We start from the raw sequence: 22,097 nt of genomic DNA, 5'->3' as shown, positions 1-22,097 counted from the left end.
CGGATGGTGGTCGGCAGGATGCACAACTAATCTGTGACATTACTATCAGAGTGAGTAAGGCCGTTTTCCAAATTGCGGCTGCTGATTGTTTGAGCTTCTTTTTCTGGGTCATAAAAATAAACTTTCACTGTATATTTCCCAACTCCTAAGAAACTCTTCCATGTGTAGTCAACGTGTGTAACTTTGATTTTGTAAAAACTTGAAGATGCACCGTCCCTTTTCGCTTTGTCGATGCTTGCGTCACCTATGCTTATCAAACCGAATATGTTCCATGATGATGATGAACCTTCACTGTTATAGCCCCATTTGCTCGCATCGGAAGTGACTGCTACCGGTCCTGAGATATTCGACAACAAGACACCTCCTATGGGGCCGTTATTAGTCGAGCAGCCCGCTGATAGAGATAAAATTGCCAATGCAAGAGCAATGGTTCGAGGGGGAGGTGTCATTCTGGTTTATTCAATAGAGTGGTTCACTATCCATGGCTAACAACATTGCTGCATCAGGACCATCGTGAATAGTTATTGATGCGTCCCTCTCATTCCATTGGACGTGTTTTTTTTCATCGTAATAACTGCCCCCTCCAATTGCGAATGGGCCAATGAAAAAACCACCCCCACCTCGCGTGACCTCATGGAAATACTGGTACTCCGTTTTCGACACGCGAACGGTAACTTTTGGTTTATATGCTATGATTGCACGTGAAGGACGATGGCTTATAAATTTTCCTGGTCCAACTAAGCCATCTCTCTTGAGCAAATTATCCATTGGGGATCCGGCATTGAACGGACCCTTGCTGAAGATTTCAAACGCTGTAGAATCATACCAGGCTCCTGGTGAAATATCGAACACTTTCAAAGTGGCTTTGAAGTTTAATGAAAAGCTGCTGCTCTTTGTGTTGATCGCAACTGATTGTCTTTGCGCGCCTGCAAAAAAACCGAAAAAACCAAAGGATACGCCAACTCCACCACAAATGTCCTGTTTTCGATAATCGTATTCTTGGCTGTTTTGGCGGATAGTGAACTCTACATTAGGAGCATTCTCTTGTCTTGCTTGTTTCAGCCAGTCGGGAAAATCCGATGAGATTTGGTATGGGAAAACCCTTTTTTTTCCAATTGGTTGCCCTGATTGAACTCCTGGCACTGAGACCTCAATCATATTTTTGGCATCAAACTTTTCTCCGATACTGTATATAGCTTCTCCACCGCCAAATGCTTTTTGAACCCAATGCAGCCAGCTTGCTTTTCTCAAATTGACAGAGGTAATTTGAGCGTCAATCTGAGGATCTCCGTTTTTTTCATACCATTGGGCCATGCTTCGCCACTTTGTTGGGTCGTTCGGAAACGATTGACGCTGTCTGGCATCGAATGCCATCCATTCTGTTGAAAGACTTTCTTCAAGCTCGGACAGTATCCTCATTTCATCGGACCAACGTAAACCCATTTTGATTTGCTCGGCATATGCAGCTTCATCTATTGGTGGTCTGGTGATGTCTCTTATGAAGGCTTGATAACGGTCTGTGAAGGACTTAGATGTTTTTTTGTATGTGGCTCCTTCTTCCTGCAAATGATCAGCTGCATGCTTGTGGAAATAATATGGGCCAAATTCGCTATTGTCCCATTCTACCCGTTCTGGAACAGTTGTAAGCTGTAAATTTTTCCAATTAGTCCCTCCTGAGATCGCTGTCCGGAGTGCGCCATAATACATTCTCCAGCCAGCTTCATATTCTTCGGAAAATCTGGTCAATCCAACACCGTGCTCGAATGTTGCTATTCTCGAATGACGTTGACGGTTGAAATCTTTAAGTAAACTTTGATGCTTGCTGAACTGGTTATCCAAATCTTTTGCTTTTGCTTCAAAAGTACTTAGTGGTTTAGTTTGTTCCTGTGCATTGGTTGAAATTGCGAGAGGGATTCCAGCTAGGCTTCCGGCCCCAATTGATGTTAGGAAATCACGTCGATTTAAGTTTTGGTTTCCGTTTTTCATGATTTCTATCTGAGGGTTAGCTTGGATTCTTATCTAATTACGCTTTAATTATGTCAAGAAGTATTAAGTTGCAATTGTTTTGTGACTTGAATTAGAGCTCATTTATTAGGGAAACAGTCGGAGTGAGTTTAATCCAGTCTGTAGTGGAGGTTGGATTTGAAGTGCAAGGTTATGCTTTTTGTTTGTGCGTCAAAGCGATTGCTCAAGTTTGTTTTGAATGTGGTTGAATTGCGCGCAAGCATTTTCTGAGGGGCGTTTCCGCGTTAGCTAACGTTAGGCAGGGTAGGTGGTATGAATTTTTGAGAGTCTCAATTTCGAGCTGATTTTACATTCTGATTAGGTAAAGGTTGTTACTTACCCAGTTGAGTTTCGTCAAATTTGTGCGCTAATTTGGATTGCATGAAGTTGCTTCGGGAAAGCGCGACCGCGATCCCCCCTCTCATCGTGACGGGGACTTTGGAATATTGCAGATGTAGGATGAATCTTAATTACCCCCGCCCACTGATACCGCCCTCTTATGCACCATAATCCACCCGCCACCCACGACCAAATCCTCCTGATAAAACACGCACGCCTGCCCCGGCGTCACCGCGCGTTGCGGCGTGTGTAATTTCACCCGCGCCGTCCCGTTCGCCTGCGGATACACCGTCGCCATCGCGCCCGGATGATTGTAACGGATCTTCGCCATCGCCTCGAACGACTCCGGCGGCTGCTCGAAGGGGATCCAGTTGCAATACTGCACCGTGAACTCATCCCGCTCCAGTAACGTATCATCCCCCACGATCACGCGATTCGTCTCCGCATCCAGCTCGATCACATAGAGAGGTTTCGCCGAAGAAATCCCCAAGCCCTTCCGCTGCCCGATTGTATAAAACGCGATGCCATCGTGCTCACCCAGCTTCGTGCCATACACATCCACGATCTCCCCGCGCGACTTGCTCACCAGCTTCGCCTCTTGCAGGAATCGCCCGTAATTATTATCCGGCACGAAGCAGATCTCCATGCTCTCCTCCTTGTCCGCCGTCTTGAGATTGCACGACCGCGCCACCTCCCGCGTATCACTCTTCGTGCGTTCACCCAGCGGGAACATCGCGCGAGAAAGCTGCTCCTGCCGCAGCGAAAAGAGGAAGTAACTCTGATCCTTCTTCAAATCCTTCCCGCGCTTCAACAACGTGCGACCCGTCACCGGATCTTTCTCCAGTCGCGCAAAATGCCCCGTAGCGATGAACTCCGCGCCCAACTGCCGCGCCCGCTCCAGCAACGTGCCGAACTTCAGATGCTGATTGCACATCACACACGGATTCGGCGTGCGCCCGGACTTATACTCATCCGCAAAATACTGGATCACCTTCTTCTGAAAATCCGCCGATTCATCGATGAGATAGTAGGGCACCCCCAGCTTATGACACACGGACCGCGCATCCATCACCGCCTGCGGCCCGCAGCACTTATCCTCCGCCCGCGAGACGCAATCCTGCGGCCAGAGCTTCAGCGTCACCCCCACCACGTCGAAGCCCTGCTCAATCAGCAAAGCCGCCGTGGCGGAGGAATCCACTCCACCGCTCATCCCGACCAAAATCCGCGTCTTCTTCACCAACGACATAGCAGCATACCTTAGCGGTATGAATGACCAATGTCCAAGCACGAATGACGAAGGGACTGACCGCATTCGGGGGCACAGGGTTACGACATCCTTGATACTGCCCCAGAGGAGCCAAGGGGGAGAAGGTATTGGTGGGCTCCCGCCGGTAAGTTCCTGCCCGGAAAGCATTGGAGGAGCATGGGGCCGACGCTCCACTTAAGCGGCTTCGGCGGTTAGGCCGGCCATGAGGCGCATGAGGGAGTCTTGGGTGAAATCGGGGCGCTGGATTTCTCCGGCTATGGAGCCATCGCGGAGGACGAGGATGCGGCGGCTGAGGCCCATGACTTCGGGAAGTTCGGAGGAGATGACGAGAAGGGCGATGCCTTGGCAGGCGAGGTCATCGAGGAGATCGTAGATCTCAGATTTCGCACCGACGTCGATGCCACGGGTGGGTTCATCCACGATGAGGACTTTGCACTGACGGGCGAGCCATTTGGCGAGGGCGATCTTTTGCTGGTTGCCGCCGCTGAGGCCGTTGATGCCGGTTTCGAGTGAAGGAGTTTTTACACGCAGGCGTTCGGAATATTCGCGGGCGAGAGTTTGTTCTTCGCCGAGTTTCAGAAAGCCGAATTGCGTGAAGCGGGAGAGAGCGGCGAGAGAGGTGTTCTCGCGGCAGTTCATGGAGAGGACGAGGCCTTGGCGTTTGCGGTCTTCAGGCAATAGGCCGAGTCCGGCATTGAGCGCGGCGTTGACGTGGCCGAGCGGGAGTTCTTTGCCAGCGATCCACACGCGGCCGGTGGCTTGGGGATCAAGGCCGAAGATGGCTTGGGCGACTTCACTGCGGCCCGCACCAACGAGTCCGGCGAAACCGAGGACTTCACCGGCGCGAAGGGTGAAGCTGATGTCGCGGAACTTGCCGGGTGAGGAAAGGTTTTCTACGCGGAGGAGTTCTTCGCCGGGCGTTTTCTCCAGATGCTTGGGCGTGTGCCAGATGACTTGGCGACCGACCATTTGCTGGATGACGCGGTCGGGATTCGTCTCGCTCGTCTTCTCGGTGCTGACGTGTTTGCCATCGCGCAGGACGGTGATGGTATCGCACAGCCGGAAGATTTCTTCCATGCGGTGCGAGACGTAAAGGATGGTAATACCGCGTGCTTTTAGTTTCGCGAGCAAGTGAAAGAGATGCTCGCTCTCGTGCGCGGAGAGGGAGCTGGTGGGTTCATCCATCACGATGACTTGCGCGTGCGTGCCGACGGCGGCGGCGATCTGCACGAGTTGCTCTTGGCCCGTGGAAAGGCTGCTGATGGGCAGGTCCACATCGATGTTATCCGCCTCAATCTCATGCAGCATGGCGCGGGCGAGTTCGCGCATCTTCGGCTTGTTCACGATGCCGAATTGCTGGGGCAGCTCGCCGAGGCAGAGGTTTTCGGCAACGCTGAGGTTGGGGCAGAAGGCGAGTTCCTGATGGACCATCGCGATGCCGAGCTTGCGGGCGGTGAGAGGATCGGTGGGATGGATGGTCTGGCCGTTCAGCGTGATCTCGCCAGCGTCGGCGGGATAGATGCCGGAGAGGATTTTTCCGAGGGTGCTTTTGCCTGCGCCGTTCTCGCCCATCAAGGCGTGGCAACTGCCCTTTGCCACAGACACGCTAACATCATCCAGGGCGAGGACGCCGGGGAAGCGTTTGCAAATGCCGTTGAGTGTTAGGAAAGCCACAGCAACAAGTATGAATTATGAAGTATGAGGTATGAAGGGAACGGCTACGTTTTGTGATGGCCGTTTATCATTATCCGGCGGTTGGTATTCGGATGCCTCAATACTGCCGGCTGGAATCCGGCAGCACGTTGATTACTTCTTCAATTGTTCGCGGAGCCATTCGGGGCGGTCGGTGGTGATGCCGTCTACGCCGGCGGCGACGAGGCGTTTGGCGACTTCGGCATCGTTCACGGTCCACACGTAGAATTTCAATCCGGCGCCGTGAATCTTTTTTACGAAGGCTTCGTCGATGGGCCATTTGTAATCGAGGTTGAGGCCTTCGAAGTTCGCGTCTTTCGCCTGCTTGATAAGTTCATCGAGGGTGGGTTTCACTTCGCCGGTGGTTTTGTCCTGCTTGTAGCTGGCGAGGTAAAGAGCGGTGTATTCGGGGAGCGCTTTCTTGGTGGCGACGAGCACGGGATAGTTGAAGCTGATGAAGAGCGCGTCCTTCGGCGTCATCTTCTTGCGCTTCACAGATTCGACCATAGGCGGGACGATGGCGACGTCTTTGTCTTTGATCTCGATGACCATCTTCTTGCCCTTGGGCACGGTCTCAAGCATCTCGTCGAGGGTGGGGATTTTCTCGCCCGCATATTTCGGATTCTTCCACGTGCCGGCATCGAGCTTCTTGAATTCATCGAGGGTCATCTCTTTGATCTTGCCGTCCACTCCGGTAGTGCGCTTGGTGGTGGCATCGTGGATGACGGGGAGGGAATTGTCCTTGCCGAGATAGACGTCGAGCTCCACACCGTCGGCCTTTTGCTGGAAGCCGAGCTTGGAGGATGCGACGGTGTTTTCCGGCGCATCATGGGACGCGCCGCGATGGGCGATGATCTCGACGGCGTGAAGCATAGGGGCAGCGAGGCAAAGGGAAATGCCGAGGACGAAGGGTTTCAGGTTCGAAAGCATGAGGAGATATTAGGATAAATTGACGGGGATGGGAATAGGGAATGGTGGTGTTGCGGGAATGTAACAGGAGGAGTAGAGATTTTTTGGATCGGATGAAATAGTGGGTCGTCGCGCCACTACGTGGCGCGGGTGTGGTAGGTCATGTTTCCGTAGGTTCCCGTTGGTCACCCACGGCTACCGTCGGGTCGCCCCGCTGGGGCTAAGGTGAGTCAGATTCAGGGGTGCGTTTATTGGAGTTAGCAATGCGAGTGAGCATTACCTCTTTCAACTCACACGGCCTCTCTTGTTGTGAAATAAGTAATATGTCTTCGTAACCATCAATCGTTTCCACACCGTGAATGATGCTCCAGAAAACTCCTGCGCCATCTTCATCTGGAAATCTTTCAAAGATACTAAACAGCGGTTTCACCCATAAGAGTTTGGGTGGATGTTGCCAGAGTTCATCAAGCAATGTGTCCAAGGCGCGCCAATTGCCGTTCTGCGGTTCGAAACTGTGGATGCAGGCAAGGATTTCTTCTTCAGTGCGCGGCATAAAAATATCGAAGGAACTATGTTTTTTTCTCCGGCACAGAGACGAGGCGTTTTCTTGCGAGCCATGCGTTGAACTGGTCCAGCACGACGGCGATGATGACGACGGCGCCGATGATGATCTGGCTGTAGTTTTGATCGATGCCGAGGATGACGATGCCGCTATCGATCATCTGGATGATGAGGGCACCGAGGAGGGCGCCGAGCGCGGTGCCTTTGCCGCCGGAGAGGCTCGCGCCGCCTACTACGGCAGCAGCGATCACTCTCAATTCATATCCTTGGCCATCGCCTGAAGTGGCGCTGCCATAGTAGCCAAGAGCAATCATGGCAGCCACACCCGCAGTGAGGCCGGAGATGATGAAAACACCGAGCTTTACGCGCTCCACACGGATGCCGCTGAAGCGGCTGGCGAGTTCGTTGCCGCCGATGGCGTAGATGCGGCGGCCAGCAGCCATCCGGCTTAAATATATGCTGCCGATAATAGTGACCAATATCATCACAATCATGGGCATCAGGCTTGGGCCATCACTGGTGCCCCACTGGATGAGTTTACGAAATGCTTCGGGAAATCCGCCGATTGACTGGCCCTTGGTCATCACAAAGGCGATACCGCGAAAGATGGCCATGGTGCCGAGTGTGATGATGAAAGGATGGACTTTTAGCAGCGTGGTCATTCCACCATTGAACAAACCGCATAAGACGGCCACGCCGAGGCAGGTGGAAATTCCTAGAGAAACTGAAATCCAAGGTGAAGTGCCTGCATTCGCTCCTTCAGGGCCAAAACTTCGCATCACGAGTGCGGCGGTTACGGAAGCCAAGGCATAAATGGAACCTACCGAAAGATCTATTCCACCGGCGATGATGACCAGTGTCACACCAATCGCCATGATGGCAATGAAGCTGGTATCTTTTGCGAGAAGCGCGAGGTTTTGAGCGTTGAGGAATTTATTCTTTTCTTCGAAGCGTGGGGTGCGCTCGCCATCGGCGCCGACATCGAATACGCGTTGGCGTTCGCCATCGGGGCCGATCTCGAATACGGGGACTTTGACGGTGCCGCCTTGCCAGGTGAGGATGATGCCGAGGAAGAGGATGACCCAAAGCAGTCCGGCTTCTTGGAAACGGAAGCGGGACGACGCGGGCTTTTTGGCATTCTCTTGGGTCATGGGCGGGCGGAGGATAAGGGGGAACTGAAAAATGACCAATGACGAAATCCGAATGACGAAGGAATGAGTAATGATCAATGGAAACCGCGAACATCAAAGGGAAGGGGAAAGACTGGCCACAATAAGGCGCAGAAAGCACAAAAGGGAAACGATTTGACGGCTATTCGAGGACGATTACGAGCACGAGAAGAAAATTGCAAAATTGTCATTATTTTCGGTTTTAACCCCTTGACGTTTCTAAAGTAATGGCATACTTATGGCAAAGTAATGGCACGCACGCCCAATTCAGTCGACACAATAACGATAACGGTGTCCACGACGCCGCCAGTGCATGACTTTTTGAAGCAATTGGTGGCCACGGGGTTGTTTGGGAAGAATCCGGCGGAAGCGGCCGAGCGGTTGATAGCGCGGGGAATTGAGCAGCATTTGCGGGAGCGGACGTTGTTAGGACCAACGGGTGGGCAGGCGGGACAGGGTTAAGCGGTTTTTGCAGGCGTGGCAAGCGGTGTTTGCTTGGGATGAATGGAGAGGGTAGTGATGCTTTCTTCATTTTCTACGGCTACAAGGGCAGGGTGATCGGATGGTGTGATGGTGGTCCATAGGCGGGCTTCTCTTTCGGTGCTTCTTTTTTTGTCCGACCGCACAATAGATTGAGTAAAATGCAGTATTGGTTCGTCGGTTGGTAGTCTATATGGTGGTTTTGGCTTTTTTGAGGCCGGGGAGCGGTTCTCTGGCATTGTGATCATGATTAACGCGATTTTAGCCGTCAACGATCTGCCTTTCATCTGGAAAAATTCCACGATTGAGGGCAAAGCGATCATCATCTTATTGGGTATCTTCTCAACGTTCGCGTGGTCGGTGATGGTGGCGAAGACATTGCAGATGCGCAGGGCCAAGAAGCTGAACGCTTTTTTCGATACAGAATTCCGTAACCAGAAGCATGTGTTGGAGGTGTATGATCGCCGTCTGACGGTGGAGGGTTGCCCGCTGTATACAGTTTACAAGGACGGTTGCGATCAGCTTGATGCGAGGCTCCGCACGGAAGCGAACGAGGGGCGGAAGAAAGAAGTTTCCTTGAAGGTGATGGAACATGTGAAACGTGCTCTCGAATCGGCAGTGGCACGGGAGGCGCTGAAGCTGGAGTCTGGTCTCATCCTGCTGGCGATCGCGGTGAGCGGCGGGCCGTTCCTTGGGTTGCTGGGTACGGTGTGGGGCGTGATGAGCGCGTTCAGTTACGTGGCGATGGCGGTGCAGGCGGGCGGTCGTGCGGATCTGGCGACGATGGCTCCTGGTGTGGCGTGCGCGTTGCTCACTACGGTGGCGGGTCTTTTGGTGGCGATCCCATCCATGTTCGCCTACAACTGGCTGGTGCATAGCTTGCGCGTGTTCACGGTGGAGCTGGATAACTTCGCGCAGGAACTCGTTTCCAAGATGGAGACGGAATATTTGAAGGATGAATAATTTTAATTTTAGAACGGAGCAAAGGTCGAGTTGTTCCGTCTGAGCTAAAGCGAAAAAAGAAAGAAGTCATGCGGCGCGTATCACAGAGAGGGCATTTGGTGACGTTGAATGAGATCAACATCACGCCGCTATTGGATCTGGCGTTTGTGTTGCTGATCATCTTTATCATCACCACGCCGCTCTTGGAGCAGGGAATGGATCTGAGCCTGCCACATGAGGCGGGGCGGCCGGATACCAAGGTCAGCCCAAATGACATCGTGACGGTGGAAGTGAATGCGGCCGGCCAGTACATGATCAACAGCCGGATAGCGCCGCTGGACGATGTGGAAAAGGCATTGCGCGAGAGGTTTGCGAAGAACAAGAATATGGTAGTTTATATCCGGGCGGATGAAAACGGACCCTACAAGCACGTGGCGGCCATTTTGCAGCGATGCGACCGGAATGGCATCAGCCGCATCTCGCTGCGGACGGACCCCCGTCCTGGTAAACGCTGAAGATTACATGGAACGTCTGCAAAAAAAGTGTCTGGTCGGATCGCTGGCTTCCCACGGCATTCTCGTGGTGGTGCTGGCGGTGGCGACTGCTTTTGGAGAGAAGACGTTCAAGCCGGCCAAGATGGATGAGCAGCATGTCGATATCAAATTGATCGACATCCAAGGACTTACAGACGGGCCTTCGCAGCAGGGTGGTGGTGGCGGCGGGGGCAGCCCGGCGGCCGTTCAGGCTCCAGCACCTGCACCTGCGCCGCGCGCGCCGGAACCAGAGCCTGAGCCGGAGCCGCCGAAGTCCGAGCCGGTGGCGAAACCGCCGGTGGAGATACCGAAGCCGCAGCCGATCGAAGCGGTGGTGGTGCCACCACAGGATACGAGAACTGCTCTGCGTCCGCCGGACAACAAGAAGAAGACGCCCAAGGATGAGCCTAAAAAAGAAGTGAAGGCGGATGCGCCCACCAAGAGGGAAGTGCCGAAGCAGGAGGCGAAGAAGGTGGCGGTGAATTTGAACAGTGTGACGCGCACGGACCGTGATGCGGAGAATAAAAAGAAGGCGGCAGCCGCAGCGGACAAGGCTAGGAAGGAGGCGGATGCGCAGGCGATCCGCAATCAGCGGGCGCAGCAGGCAGCAATCAGAAATGCCATCGGCAATACTTTCGACAAACTGAACCAGGGGCTGTCGCAGCCGGGAGAGGGGCTGGACATCGCGAGCTTTGGCGTGGGTTCCGGCAAGGGCTGGGGCGTGGGCAACGGGCCGACGTTGATGAATTACGCGCAGTATGTGCGGGAGATCTACGACCTGAACTGGATCGTCACGGAAGCGGTGACGGGGGATGCAGGGATCGTCCGCGTGGAGATCGTGGTGCAGCGGAATGGTGCGGCGAGGGGCCGTATCATCAGGCCTTCAGGCAATACCATGCTGGACCGGTCGGTGCAGAAGGCATTGGACAATGTGAAGAACATCGGGAGGCCGTTCCCGGAAGGGGCCACGGACAGCAGCCGAACATTCACCATCAACTTTAACCTGACGTCCAAGCGAGGGACGGGCTAAACATACATGACTCTGAAACGAATTTTGACAGCGGCGATGCTATGCGCCGCGATGGTCTGCAGCAGCAATGCAGTGTACGCACAGGGAACGGTGATCGATCTCAAGCGTGATCAGGAACTGGTGGTGAACCAGGTGATCCCGGTCACGATGACGGGAGCCTCGGGCGAGATCGCCTCGACGTTGAAGTTCGACCTGGAGGTGTTGGGGTGCGAATTTGTTTCGGCGGACCGGGCGCGCTTTGAGGTTAAGGTCACGCAGGGAGACGGGTTGGAGGGGCGGCTGATCCATGTGGGCAGCAAGCAGCAGATATTGGGCAAGCGTTACGCAGGCAGTGATCAGCGTCGGCTCGCACATGCGTTTGCTGACGAGATTGTGCAGTCGATCCGCGGGGTGAGCGGTGTGGGGCAGACGCGCATCGCGTTCAAGGGCGAGCAACGACAAGGTTACAGCGAGATCTTTGTGGCGGATTATGATGGGGCGAACGCGGTGCCGTTGACATCGGACAATTCGCTGGTGGCGGCGCCTTCCTGGGTGAAGGCGAACGGCGCGATCTATTACACGTCTTACAAACTGGGCACGCCGAAGATATTCGCACACAACTTGTCCACGGGTGAGCGGAAGATAGCATCGGGGCAGCCGGGTTTGAACACTAGTGTGGCGATTTCTCCGGATGGCTCGAAGATCGCGATGGTGTTGAGCAAGAACGGCAGCCCGGACATCTACGTGGCGAATGCAGACGGGAGCGGTCTGGTGCAGTTGACGAAGACGACGGAGGATGAGAGTTCTCCGTGCTGGTCGCCCGATGGCAAGACGATCTGTTTTTATTCGCGGATGGGGCGTGGACTTTACACGGTGCCGGCCAGTGGCGGGGCGATGAAGCGCCTGACGACGGCGGGTGTGAGCAATGCGACGGAGCCGGATTGGTCGCCGGATGGCAAGACCATCGTGTTCACGTCTTTGATGGGGGATTTCAACATTTGCACGGTTCCAGCAACGGGAGGCAGCGCTACGGTATTGGCCACGGGCGAGGATCCCTCATGGGCTCCGAACTCGCGGACAGTGATCTTTGCCCGTCGTGTCGGCGGGCGGCGAGTCCTGTCTTTGCTTGACGTGCCAACCAAACGTGTAAAGGATATTAAACAAACTGCGGGTAGCAGCTCTCAGCCTGTCTGGGCTCGGTAACGCAATCCCCTACAAATAAACGAATTATGAAATTTTTTAGGTTTACGGTCTGGGCTGTTTTGATGGCGTCGCTCGTGATGGGCGGGGTGGGTTGCAAACGCAAACCGAAGCCGGTGACGCAGATCGGGTCGAACGGGATCGCGGGAAATCCTCCAGGAACTGGCAGTTCGACGCAGAGTGGCCCTATCTTGGATAGCGGCAGGCCGATCAACAATCCCAACTTGGTCACGAAAACTACGCCTTTTGAGAATCTGCCGCCGGTGGGAGATGGGGTGAACAAAGATCCCTTGGCGCAGTTTGATATCGGCAATTTCGATCCCGATCCTTCGTTCTTCAAAGCGAACACGGTGTATTTCGACTATGATCGCGCCACGGTTCGTGCGGCTGAACGTGTTCGTATCGATGAGGTTGCGGCATATTTGAAGGGGAAGCCGACGTACATGGTGCAGATCGAGGGGCATTGCGATGAGCGTGGCACGGAGGAGTATAACCGTTCCTTGGGTGAACGCCGCGCGTTGGCGGTGCGTGAGTATCTGATCAATTCGGGTGTAGAGGCACAGCGGGTGCATACGATCAGCTATGGCGAGGATCGCCCGGCGGAGATCGGTTCCAGCGAGGGTGCTTGGGCCAAGAACCGTCGTGGTGAATTTATTCTGTTAAAGCCGCGTCAATAAGGTATATTTTTAATGTGCCTGAAACTGTAAGGTCCGTCTGCCAGTCTGTTTAGTTGGCAGGAGATTGCAGTTCCGGGTTTAGCAAACAAACCATGAATGCAGCATTGCTGGCCGTATTTGGCTTGGGTTTACCGGAGGTGCTCGGCATCTCGGCCATCGTGCTGCTCCTGTTCGGGGCCAAGATGATTCCGGAGCTGGCTAAGGGGTTAGGCCAAGGCATTAAGGAATTCAAGAAGGCCGCGAGCGACACTACTGAGAAGGCCGAATGAAAGGCCGCAAGCCCGGTCTGAAAAGCCAGAAAGCTTTACGGACGGGTGCAGTAGAGATAGTGTAAGCATATGAACACCGCATTTTTCGCCTTGGGACTGGGTATGCCGGAGGTGATTGGCATCTTGGTCATCGTATTGGTTCTGTTCGGAGCCAAGAAGATCCCCGAACTCGCGAAGGGTTTGGGGCAGGGTATCAAGGAATTCAAGAAAGCCTCGAACGACATGCAGGATGAACTGCATCGTTCGATGCAGGAACCTCCTCCGCAAAGTCCGCCTCCGGCACCGCGTCCCGTGGAGCCGCGCAAGATCGCCCAAGAAGAAGCCGCTGAGAAGCAGCAGCTCAAGTCTTGATGTCCGTTCGCGGGGTTGGTCTGTCATGATGTTCTTTAAGGCATCAATGCCAGGTTTAAATCCTTACGCGACTCACCAGGCACGAGTAAACTGACTGATTCTGCTTCGGCTGCACCATGGATATACGCATGGGCAGCCGGAGCGTTTCAACGGGCACAAAAATCTTCCGTGGCATCCGAGGGCAAAAATTCCGAGACGGGGAGTTCGTCTCCAGGGATCAAGATCCAACCGGCCAGCGACATAGTGGCACGGGGGGATTCCGCTGCACCTATTGCTGACGAAAACGCTACTGGCGAAACCAGGCCAGACGCCGCTGCTCCGACAATGGAGAACAAGCCTGTTGCCGATGAGTCTAAAAAAGAGACGGCAAAGGAGTCTGAAAGTGCTGATGAAACTGCCAATACGGAATCTGCTCCGGTTGAGTCCGCATCTTCTCCCACGATAGAGATCACACCGGGACATCGTGCTACTGAAGAGGACAATCCGTTTCATCAGGAGACAACGGATTATCATCACGATGACTATCATCATCATGATGACCCGCATCACGACCAGTATCATAATGATCCTTATCATTATCAGGGAGAAGATCATGGTCATGGCAGCAGTGGAGGGTGGGTGCCGCCAACCGGCACGGGTTCTGATGGTGGAGATGGAAGCGGTAACAGTGATGAAGAGGAGGGATACGGCGGCCCGATAAAGGGGTTCATTGATCATCTGGAAGATCTGCGCTGGATGCTAGTCAAGTGCGTGGCCGCACTGCTGGTGAGCGCGGTGGTTTGTTTGGTGGCGGGGAATATGATCGTGTCGATATTGAAGTATCCGCTGGTTCTGGCCAATGAGATCACGGTTGGCGAGCAACCACCTATGGTGCAGCTGACCTTGGGCACGAATGAGATGTGGTTGCCGGTGAGCACCAATCATTTTTTTAAACCGGTGAACATGGGGACGAACAAGGTGATGTCCTTCAACCTCGTGCCCATGCAGATTGGAACGAATGTTGTATTGGGATTCGAATATAATCCGAATCCGCCAAAAGGTCCGCATAAGCATATCGATGTCAGCATCATGGGGCCGGGTGAGGTGTTCGCGGTGATGCTGGACATCGTGCTGTATGGCGGTGTGGCGCTGGCGTTGCCTTTCGTGCTGGTGTTCATCGGACAGTTCGTGATGCCGGCGCTCCGGCCCAAGGAAAGGAAGTGGCTGGTGCAGGGTGTGAGCATCGGTGCGGGCTTGTTCCTTGCCGGTGTGGTCTTCTGCTATTTCTTGTTGATGAAGATCACGTTGTTTGCCACGGCGGAGATCGCGGAATGGATGGGTTTTGTCTCCGAACAATGGCGCGCAGCGGAGTATATCAGCTTCATGTGCAAATTCCTGGTGGGCATGGGCATTTGCTTCGAATTGCCGGTGCTGATCCTGACGCTGGTTAAGATCCGGCTATTGAGCTATCGCAAGCTGGCAGATTTCCGTTCTTATATGTTCGTCATCTTGCTGGTGATCTCGGCCTTTGTGACGCCGACAGGTGATCCGTTCACCATGTTGCTGATGGCGGCACCGTTGTATCTGCTCTATGAGATCAGCATCTTGGTGGCGTATATCTGGCATCGTCGCGATCTGCGTGAGGAAGCGGCTGCAGCGAAAGCCGAGCGCGAAGGCAAGTAAGTGGTGAGCGGCGGTGATGGTGAGCGCCGCAATGAATGAATTGAGACAATTCCCCGGATGGATTTTCTATCCGGGGACTTTTTGCGTCTAGAGATCACCACGGAAACACTGAGAGTTTTTTAGCCACAGATGAGCAGACAAAATACAGATGGGGAATGGCCGCAAAGGAGAGCAGAAGGCTTGTTGGGGAAGCGGATAACGGCGAAATCGCGTGTTTGCCGCGCTCAAACCGAAGGACTTTCAGGAATGTTTCATGCGTTACTGGCAGAGCGTGGACATGAATGGTTTGCCAATGGGCGGGGGTGCGGAGTGTGTGGGTGGAGGAAAGTGTGCAGCAGCGGGGGGGCGACCAGCCGCCCGCGAGGGAACGCCGTTACTACTTGAGCAGCCTGCCGGTGGGAGCCCAACCGTTTGCGCTGGCACTGGAGCGTGGAGTGGGTGCTTGAACGGGCAATGCGGCGAAGACCGCAGCCTCGCCCGCACTGGCCATGCCGGCGAAAACCTCGCCACCTTGCGGCGGCTGGCCTTAAACCTTCTCAAACGCGAGCTCTGACATCGCCGTGAGGTTGGGGGAGGGAGGGCGGTAAGTTTGTTCGATGGGGTGGTTAGTTTTGTCCATGGGTTTGCCGATGAGTAACTCCTGTCCTCCGACTAACCGAAGTTCGGCCTCCAGTTGGAAGAAAGGGGAGGTGTTGTGCGGCGGGCTGTATCCGAATGCGTCTTGGGTTAGTTGCTTTTGCTTTTAATGCTTGGTCTTGTCGCAAAATGGTGTTATTGATGGTTCTACGATGGTTTTAGGTGAAAGCCGTTGGAAGGTGCGGTCGGGCAATTGACGCTTGACGCTCCCTTTAACGATTTTTACCTTATACAAAACGATTTAATGCTGGGTCGGCCAGCGTGAGCGTAAGTCGGAGATAAATTCTGCCGACTTTTTTATTCCCCTGATGGGGAGAGAACGGACAGCAGTCTTATGAACGCCGAATTTTTGACCATTTTAGAGTACTGGGAAAAAGAGAAGGGCATTAGCAAGCAGACTCTGGTGACTGCGGTGGAAGAATCGTTGGTGTCGGCGGCCAAGAAGGCCGTCGGACCAGCGCGTGAGTTGCGTTGCAGCATCAATCCGAAAACCGGTGATATCCAAGCTTTTGCACGTTTGATCGTTTCGGACAAAGTCATCTCCAAGCATGACCAGATTTCCCTGATCGATGCCCGCCGGATCAATCCGAATGCGGCCATCGGTGAAGAGCTTGAGGTGGAAGTGACTCCGACGGGTTTCGGCCGTATCGCGGCGCAGTATGCCAAGCAGGCACTGCTCCAGCAGGTGCGTCGCGCGGAAAAAGATTTGATCTACGCCGAGTTCAAGGATCGCACGGGAGACATCGTGAGCGGTGTCGTCCGCCGGTTCGAGCGATCGGATGTGATTGTGGATTTGGGCCGCTACGAGGCGTTGATGCCGAATCGTGAGCGCGTGCCGATCGAAGAGTATCAGGTGGGCGAGCGTATCCGTTGTTTCGTCAAGGCGGTGGAGCATACGAATCATGGGCCTGAGATCATCCTTTCAAGGGCTGACCCGCAATTTGTGGTGAAGCTGTTCCAGCTCGAAGTTTCCGAGATCAGCGATGGCACCGTGGAGATCAAGTCGGTGGCGCGTGAGCCGGGCTTCCGCACGAAGCTGGCAGTTTACTCCCGTGATTCGAAGGTGGATCCCGTGGGTGCATGCGTCGGTCTGCGCGGTCAACGCGTGAAGAATATCGTCCGCGAACTCAACAACGAGAAGGTGGACATCATCAAGTGGGATGCGAATATCCGCACGTTCATCACGAACGCGCTGGCGCCAGCCCAGTTGAAGAACTTTGAAGTGGATGAGAACAGCCGCCGCGTGCGCATCCTGGTGAGCGAGGATCAGCTATCCTTGGCCATTGGCAAGCGTGGGCAGAATGCGCGTCTGACCTCGAAGCTGACGGGCTGGCATGTGGACATCCAGCAGGAGCAGGTGACGACGGTGGGTTTTGAGCAGAAGGTGGCTGGGGCGGTGAAAGAAGTGGCTTCCATCCCTGGTATTTCTGCCGCAGATGCGGATGTGCTTGTGCATCAAGGTTTCTTGGGATTCGATGCGCTCATGCAGGCTGAACTCGGTGATTTGCAGGCGATCCCGCAGATCGCAGACCGCGCCCAGTCCATTATGGACTCGGTGCAGGCTGAATCGTTGCGCCGCCGTCTATTGGGCGACAGCAAGTAAATCAATGTGACAGCGGTCATCTGATGAAGATGGCCGGGGTGATCATGAGAACGTCGAAGGTAGCGGAAGAGACGAGAGAAAAGTTTATAATATGCCGGTTCGTATTTACGACATTGCAAAGAAGTTGGGACTTGAAAGCAAGGACGTCCTTGCCAAGGCGAAAGAGCTCGGCATAAACGAGGCGCGCGTCGCGTCCAGTTCGCTCGACAAGATCACCGCAGAATATCTGGAAGAGCAGATGGCGGGAAGTGCTCCGCCGCCTTCGGCCACGCCAGCGCCGGTTCAGGAAGCCGCGCCAGTCGTCATCATTTCCGCGCCGCCGGAACCACCACCCCAACCCGAGCCTGTAGCAGAAGAGTCTGCGCCAGAGCCGGTCATGGAGATACCCGCCGAAGCTCCTGCAGAACAAGCTCCAGCAGCCGAGGCACCCGTTGCGGAACCAGCCGAAGCTCCATTTGTTTCAGAAGCTCCAGTCTTGGTTGCGCCTGCGGAGCCGCCACCTCCGCCTGTACCTGTGAAGCCTGCGCCGCCGGTGGAAGCGGGGCCAAAGATCGGCGAGAAGATCGGTTTCATCAACTTGCCCAAGAAGGCCGCTCCGCCGACACCTCCGCCTGCACAACAACAGGGAAATCGTCAGGGCGATCGTGGTGGTCAACAGGGCCAGCAACGTCCCGGCCAACAATTTGGTCAACAACGCCCGGGTCAGCAGTTCGGCCAGCAACGTCCCGGTCAGCAAGGGCAGGGACGCGGTCAGGATCAACGCTTTGGTGGTGGTCGTCAGGACCGTCAAGGTGGCGGTTATCAGCAGGGTGGTGGACAGTTCGGCAATCGTGGCCAGCAATTCGGTCAGCGTCCGGGGCAGGCTCCCGCAGCTCCGGCGAAACCTACCGGTCCAGTGCTGCCTCCAGGTGCGCCGGTGATCACGATGAAAGCGCCGGTAGTCGTCCGTGATCTGGCCGAGCAGCTCAAGCGCAAGCCGTTCCAATTGATCGCTGATCTGATGGAACTGGGCGTTTTTGCGAACGTCAATCAGGCCATCGAAGAAGATGTTGCCAAGCGTCTATGCGCCAAGCATGGCGTGAAGTTCGAGTTGGAGAAGCGCGAACGCGGCGGCGGTGTGGTGCATGCCCCGATCAAGAAGATCGAGGACGATGAACACGACAAGCCGGAGCAGCTCAAGCCGCGCGCTCCAGTGGTGACGATCATGGGGCACGTTGACCATGGCAAGACCACGTTGCTCGACAGCATCCGCAAGGCGGACGTGGCCGCAGGTGAAGCCGGTGGCATCACGCAGCACATCGGTGCTTACACGATTTCTTTCCCGCATCCGGAACGCAAGGGTGACGTGCAACAGATCACGTTCCTCGACACGCCGGGTCACGCGGCTTTCAGCGCCATGCGTGCGCGCGGTGCGAACGTCACGGACATCGTCATCCTCGTCGTCGCGGCGAATGACGGTGTGATGCCGCAGACATTGGAAGCCTTGAGCCACGCCCAGGCGGCCAAGGTCCCGATCATCGTGGCCGTGAACAAGTGCGATCATCCGAATGCCAACCCGTTGAAGGTGCGCCAGCAGTTGCAGGAAAAGGGCTTGGTGCCGGATGATTGGGGTGGTGAAACGATTTATGTGGATTGCTCCGGCCTGACCAAGCTGGGCATCGACAAGCTGCTGGAGATGATCCTGCTGCAAGCGGACTTGCTGGAACTCAAGGCGAACCCGGACCGCAAGGCCAAGGGCAACGTCATCGAGTCCGGTCTGCAACCGGGCGGTCCGACCGCCACGGTGCTGGTGCGCAAGGGCACGCTCAAGGTGGGCGATGTCATCCTGTGCGGTGAGAATTACGGCAAGGTGCGCGCCCTCATCAATGAGGACGACAAACGCATGCAATCCGCCGGTCCTTCCTACGCCGTCAAGGTGCTGGGATTGAATGGTGTGCCGGACGCGGGGGCTGAGTTCGTCGTGCTGGAGAACGAGAAGCAGGCCCGTGAAGAGGCTGGAAAACGTATCCAGGCAGCGCGTGACGAAGCAGCCCAGGAAGCGCGCCCGAAGGTCAGTCTCGAGAATCTTTTCGATACGCTCGCCGAAAGTTCGGCGAAAGTGCTCAAGGTCGTGGTCAAGGCGGACACGCAAGGTTCTGTCGAAGCCATCGTGGATGCACTCAATAAGATCGAGTCCGACAAGGTTTCCCTCGAGATCATCCATTACGCAGTGGGTACGATCACAGAATCCGATGTGCTGCTTTGCTCGGCTTCAAAGGCGATCATCCTCGGCTTCCATACGCGCATCGATAACGGTGTGTCGGATGTGGCCAAGCGCGAGGGCATCCAGATCAAGCTTTACTCCATCATCTACGAGCTGATCGATCAGGTGAAGGAAGGTATGGCCGGTCTGCTCGACCCGCTCGTCAAAGACGTGGTCGTGGGCTCGGCGGAAGTGCGCCAGATATTCCAGCTCTCCAAGGGCGGCAGCGTGGCCGGTTGTGCGGTCACCACGGGCCGTCTGGTCAAGGGCAAGGTGCGCGTCATGCGCCGCAAGAACCTCATCTTCGAAGGCGGCATGTCCTCCCTGCGCCGCTTCCAGGACGAAGTCAACGAAGTGCGCTCCGGCATGGAGTGCGGTATCCGTCTGGACGGCTTCAACGAGTTCCAGACTGGTGACACCATCGAATGCTTCACGCAGGAGAAGGTGGCGCAGAAACTGTAAACGGTGTAAGCTGGTTTCCGATATGGCATCAGTCAGGGAAGCACGGGTGCGCGAGCTGTTGAAGCGCGCGCTAGGTGAGATCATCCGCCGGGAATTTCCGACGAATGATTACGGGGTCATTTCGGTGAACGATGTGCAGGTGTCGGGCGATCTGCAGAACGCCACCGTCTTTCTCAGCATCATCGGCACGAAAAACCAGAAGCGGGATGGTGAGGCAAAACTTCAATCCGAGCGCAAACACATCCAAGGCCTGTTGGGCAAGGAAGTGGTGCTGCGCTACACGCCGGTCCTGCGCCTCGTAGTGGATGATTCCATCGAGCGTGGTGACCGCGTGCTCCAGATCATCGAGGAGCTGGAGAAGAAGAACGATCCGGCTTCATGAAATCCGTTCCGAAAACTGTCCAGCGCATCATCGATACGGTGCGCGAATGCCAGACTTTTTGTATCGTCGGCCACATCCGTCCAGATGGTGATTGCATAGGCTCGCAGCTTGGTTTGACGCTGGCACTGAAGGGGCTTGGTAAAGATGTTGTCTGCTGGAACCAGGACAAGGTGCCGCAAAAGCTTTCCTTCCTGGACCCGGACAAGGTGGTTTCCACTTCGGTGAGGGGGAAGAAGTTTGATTGTGTCATCGCGACGGATTGCGCGAGCTATGAGCGCCTCGGTACGGTGACGGAGCATATCAAAGACCGTGGTATCCTCATCAACATCGATCATCACGGCAGCAACACGCGCTATGGTGATATCAACTGGATCTCGCCGAAGGAGCCGTCCTCGGGTGAGTTGATTTTCCGTCTGTTGAAGGATGCGAAGTGGCCGGTGACACCGGCGATCGCCAACTGTCTCTTCACGGCAGTCAGTACGGATACAGGTTCGTTCCAGTATCCGTCCACACGGCCTTCCACGTATCACACGGCGGCGGAGCTGGTGAAGTTTGGTGCGGAACTTGGGCGCATTTGCCACGAGGTGTATCAATCGTATCCGATCTCCCGCGTGCGTTTGTTACGGCATGTCTATAATTCCTTCCGTCTCACGCATGATGACCAGATCGGTTACTTCTGGTTGAAGCCCGCTGACTTTGCGCGCACAGGTGCAACGACGGCGGATAGCGAAGGATTGATCGATCATATCCGCGATATTGAACCGGTGGTAGTGGCGATAGTATTTGAGGAATTGGAACCGGAAGTCACACGGGTGAGTCTGCGTTCCAAGACGGAAGAGGTGAACGTAAGCCATATTGTGCAAGAGTTCGGTGGAGGCGGCCATCCGGCAGCTGCAGGTGCGCGGATCAAGGGCAAGCCGCTCTCAGTGCAGCGCAAGCTGCTGGCTTCGGTGCGCAAAGCTTTGGATGCAGTAAAATCAAAATGAGTTTGCAGAATTTCGATGCGCTGGATGGCGCACTCTTGGTGGACAAGCCCGCCGGTATGACCTCACACGATGTGGTGGACGAGGTGAGGCGTTATTTTAACATCAAGAAGGTCGGTCATTGCGGCACGCTTGATCCGAATGCGACTGGCTTGCTGATCCTTGTACTGGGCAAGGCCACGAAACTTTCCGAACGCCTGATGTCTGATGACAAGGTGTATGAGGGGACGGCCAAATTTGGCGAGACCACGGACAGCTATGATGTGGATGGTGAACTCACGGCATCCTTGCCGGTGCCGCCCATGACGCTGGATATCCTCAATCAAGAGGCGGACACGTTCGTGGGTGATATCTTGCAAACGCCGCCGATGGCTTCGGCTATCAAGAAGGATGGTGTGCCGCTCTACAAGCTCGCGCGCAAAGGTGTGGAGGTGGAGCGCAAGCCGCGTTTGATCCACATCTACACGTATCGTTTTCTTACCTACGAAGAACCGCTGGCGACGTTTCGTGTGGCCTGCACGAAGGGCACGTATGTTCGCAGCCTGGTGCATGATCTGGGGCAGAAGATTGGTTGCGGGGCGCATCTCACGACGTTGCGCCGCACGGTGTCCGGCAAGTTCGATGTGGCGGATGCGATGCACTTGGACAAGCTCCTGGTCTTGAAGCCTGCGGAGTTTGCCGCCCGCGTGATTCCGTTCCTGAAACTCACCTGAGCTGCGTAAAAT

The 22,097-nt window shown here is 55.1% G+C and carries 21 protein-coding genes and 1 pseudogene; 15 read left to right on the top strand and 7 right to left on the bottom strand.

Annotated elements, in window-relative coordinates:
- Positions 1-26: 26 nt before the first annotated feature.
- From VGH19_03590 to VGH19_03560, 7 genes are all read right to left on the bottom strand, one after another.
- A complete protein-coding gene (locus VGH19_03590; GenBank protein ID HEY1170431.1) occupies positions 27-449 on the bottom strand; it encodes a TRL domain-containing protein in 423 nt (140 codons plus the stop codon).
- A gap of 10 nt (positions 450-459) precedes the next feature.
- Positions 460-1,986: a hypothetical protein gene (locus VGH19_03585; GenBank protein HEY1170430.1), complete on the bottom strand. Its 1,527-nt coding sequence runs from the start codon at positions 1,984-1,986 to the stop codon at positions 460-462.
- 484 nt (positions 1,987-2,470) lie between these two features.
- A complete protein-coding gene (gene mnmA, locus VGH19_03580; protein ID HEY1170429.1) occupies positions 2,471-3,589 on the bottom strand; it encodes a tRNA 2-thiouridine(34) synthase MnmA in 1,119 nt (372 codons plus the stop codon).
- 195 nt (positions 3,590-3,784) lie between these two features.
- Positions 3,785-5,284 (bottom strand): sugar ABC transporter ATP-binding protein, encoded by a 1,500-nt coding sequence (locus VGH19_03575; protein HEY1170428.1) that lies wholly within the window; start codon positions 5,282-5,284, stop codon positions 3,785-3,787.
- Between the two features lie 132 nt (positions 5,285-5,416).
- Positions 5,417-6,232, bottom strand: coding sequence for a glycerophosphodiester phosphodiesterase (locus tag VGH19_03570; protein HEY1170427.1), 816 nt, complete (start codon positions 6,230-6,232; stop codon positions 5,417-5,419).
- Between the two features lie 199 nt (positions 6,233-6,431).
- Positions 6,432-6,764 carry a hypothetical protein gene (locus VGH19_03565; protein HEY1170426.1) on the bottom strand — a complete coding sequence of 111 codons (333 nt, stop codon included), beginning with the start codon at positions 6,762-6,764 and terminating at the stop codon, positions 6,432-6,434.
- Positions 6,765-6,780: 16 nt separating this feature from the next.
- Complete coding sequence (locus VGH19_03560; protein ID HEY1170425.1) at positions 6,781-7,923, bottom strand: ABC transporter permease; 1,143 nt, start codon at positions 7,921-7,923, stop codon at positions 6,781-6,783.
- Positions 7,924-8,190: 267 nt separating this feature from the next.
- Here VGH19_03560 and VGH19_03555 point away from each other — a divergent pair, with 267 nt between their 5' ends.
- The 15 genes and pseudogenes from VGH19_03555 (at position 8,191) to truB (ending at position 22,085) form a co-directional block, all read left to right on the top strand.
- Positions 8,191-8,403: a hypothetical protein gene (locus VGH19_03555; GenBank protein ID HEY1170424.1), complete on the top strand. Its 213-nt coding sequence runs from the start codon at positions 8,191-8,193 to the stop codon at positions 8,401-8,403.
- 264 nt (positions 8,404-8,667) lie between these two features.
- Positions 8,668-9,384, top strand: a complete 717-nt coding sequence (locus tag VGH19_03550; GenBank protein ID HEY1170423.1) for a MotA/TolQ/ExbB proton channel family protein — start codon at positions 8,668-8,670, stop codon at positions 9,382-9,384.
- 68 nt (positions 9,385-9,452) lie between these two features.
- Positions 9,453-9,878 carry a biopolymer transporter ExbD gene (locus VGH19_03545; GenBank protein ID HEY1170422.1) on the top strand — a complete coding sequence of 142 codons (426 nt, stop codon included), beginning with the start codon at positions 9,453-9,455 and terminating at the stop codon, positions 9,876-9,878.
- A gap of 7 nt (positions 9,879-9,885) precedes the next feature.
- Entirely contained in the window at positions 9,886-10,926 is a 1,041-nt protein-coding gene (locus tag VGH19_03540) for a TonB family protein (GenBank protein ID HEY1170421.1), read from the top strand.
- A gap of 6 nt (positions 10,927-10,932) precedes the next feature.
- Positions 10,933-12,108, top strand: a complete 1,176-nt coding sequence (locus VGH19_03535) for a hypothetical protein (GenBank protein ID HEY1170420.1) — start codon at positions 10,933-10,935, stop codon at positions 12,106-12,108.
- 26 nt (positions 12,109-12,134) lie between these two features.
- Positions 12,135-12,782 (top strand): peptidoglycan-associated lipoprotein Pal, encoded by a 648-nt coding sequence (gene pal / locus VGH19_03530; protein ID HEY1170419.1) that lies wholly within the window; start codon positions 12,135-12,137, stop codon positions 12,780-12,782.
- A 92-nt stretch (positions 12,783-12,874) separates the two neighbouring features.
- The gene (tatA, locus tag VGH19_03525; GenBank protein ID HEY1170418.1) at positions 12,875-13,051 is read left to right on the top strand and encodes a twin-arginine translocase TatA/TatE family subunit; all 177 of its coding nucleotides are present in this window, start codon (positions 12,875-12,877) and stop codon (positions 13,049-13,051) included.
- A 69-nt stretch (positions 13,052-13,120) separates the two neighbouring features.
- Positions 13,121-13,402, top strand: a complete 282-nt coding sequence (gene tatA, locus VGH19_03520) for a twin-arginine translocase TatA/TatE family subunit (protein ID HEY1170417.1) — start codon at positions 13,121-13,123, stop codon at positions 13,400-13,402.
- Between the two features lie 324 nt (positions 13,403-13,726).
- A complete protein-coding gene (locus VGH19_03515; protein HEY1170416.1) occupies positions 13,727-15,064 on the top strand; it encodes a twin-arginine translocase subunit TatC in 1,338 nt (445 codons plus the stop codon).
- Positions 15,065-15,475: 411 nt separating this feature from the next.
- A pseudogene (locus tag VGH19_03510) lies at positions 15,476-15,605 on the top strand (ISAs1 family transposase).
- 429 nt (positions 15,606-16,034) lie between these two features.
- Positions 16,035-17,303: a transcription termination factor NusA gene (nusA, locus tag VGH19_03505; protein ID HEY1170415.1), complete on the top strand. Its 1,269-nt coding sequence runs from the start codon at positions 16,035-16,037 to the stop codon at positions 17,301-17,303.
- 91 nt (positions 17,304-17,394) lie between these two features.
- Positions 17,395-20,007 carry a translation initiation factor IF-2 gene (infB, locus tag VGH19_03500; protein ID HEY1170414.1) on the top strand — a complete coding sequence of 871 codons (2,613 nt, stop codon included), beginning with the start codon at positions 17,395-17,397 and terminating at the stop codon, positions 20,005-20,007.
- 22 nt (positions 20,008-20,029) lie between these two features.
- Positions 20,030-20,389 carry a 30S ribosome-binding factor RbfA gene (rbfA, locus tag VGH19_03495; protein HEY1170413.1) on the top strand — a complete coding sequence of 120 codons (360 nt, stop codon included), beginning with the start codon at positions 20,030-20,032 and terminating at the stop codon, positions 20,387-20,389.
- Positions 20,386-21,375, top strand: coding sequence for a bifunctional oligoribonuclease/PAP phosphatase NrnA (locus tag VGH19_03490; GenBank protein HEY1170412.1), 990 nt, complete (start codon positions 20,386-20,388; stop codon positions 21,373-21,375). Before rbfA ends, VGH19_03490 begins: the two co-directional genes overlap by 4 nt.
- Positions 21,372-22,085, top strand: coding sequence for a tRNA pseudouridine(55) synthase TruB (truB, locus tag VGH19_03485; GenBank protein HEY1170411.1), 714 nt, complete (start codon positions 21,372-21,374; stop codon positions 22,083-22,085). Before VGH19_03490 ends, truB begins: the two co-directional genes overlap by 4 nt.
- The last annotated feature ends 12 nt before the right edge of the window (positions 22,086-22,097 follow it).

The organism is Verrucomicrobiia bacterium (genome assembly GCA_036405135.1).
Classification (GTDB): domain Bacteria; phylum Verrucomicrobiota; class Verrucomicrobiia; order Limisphaerales; family JAEYXS01; genus JAEYXS01.
The sequence above is the reverse complement of the archived record's forward strand: the minus strand, read 5'-3'. Positions and strand labels throughout refer to the sequence as shown.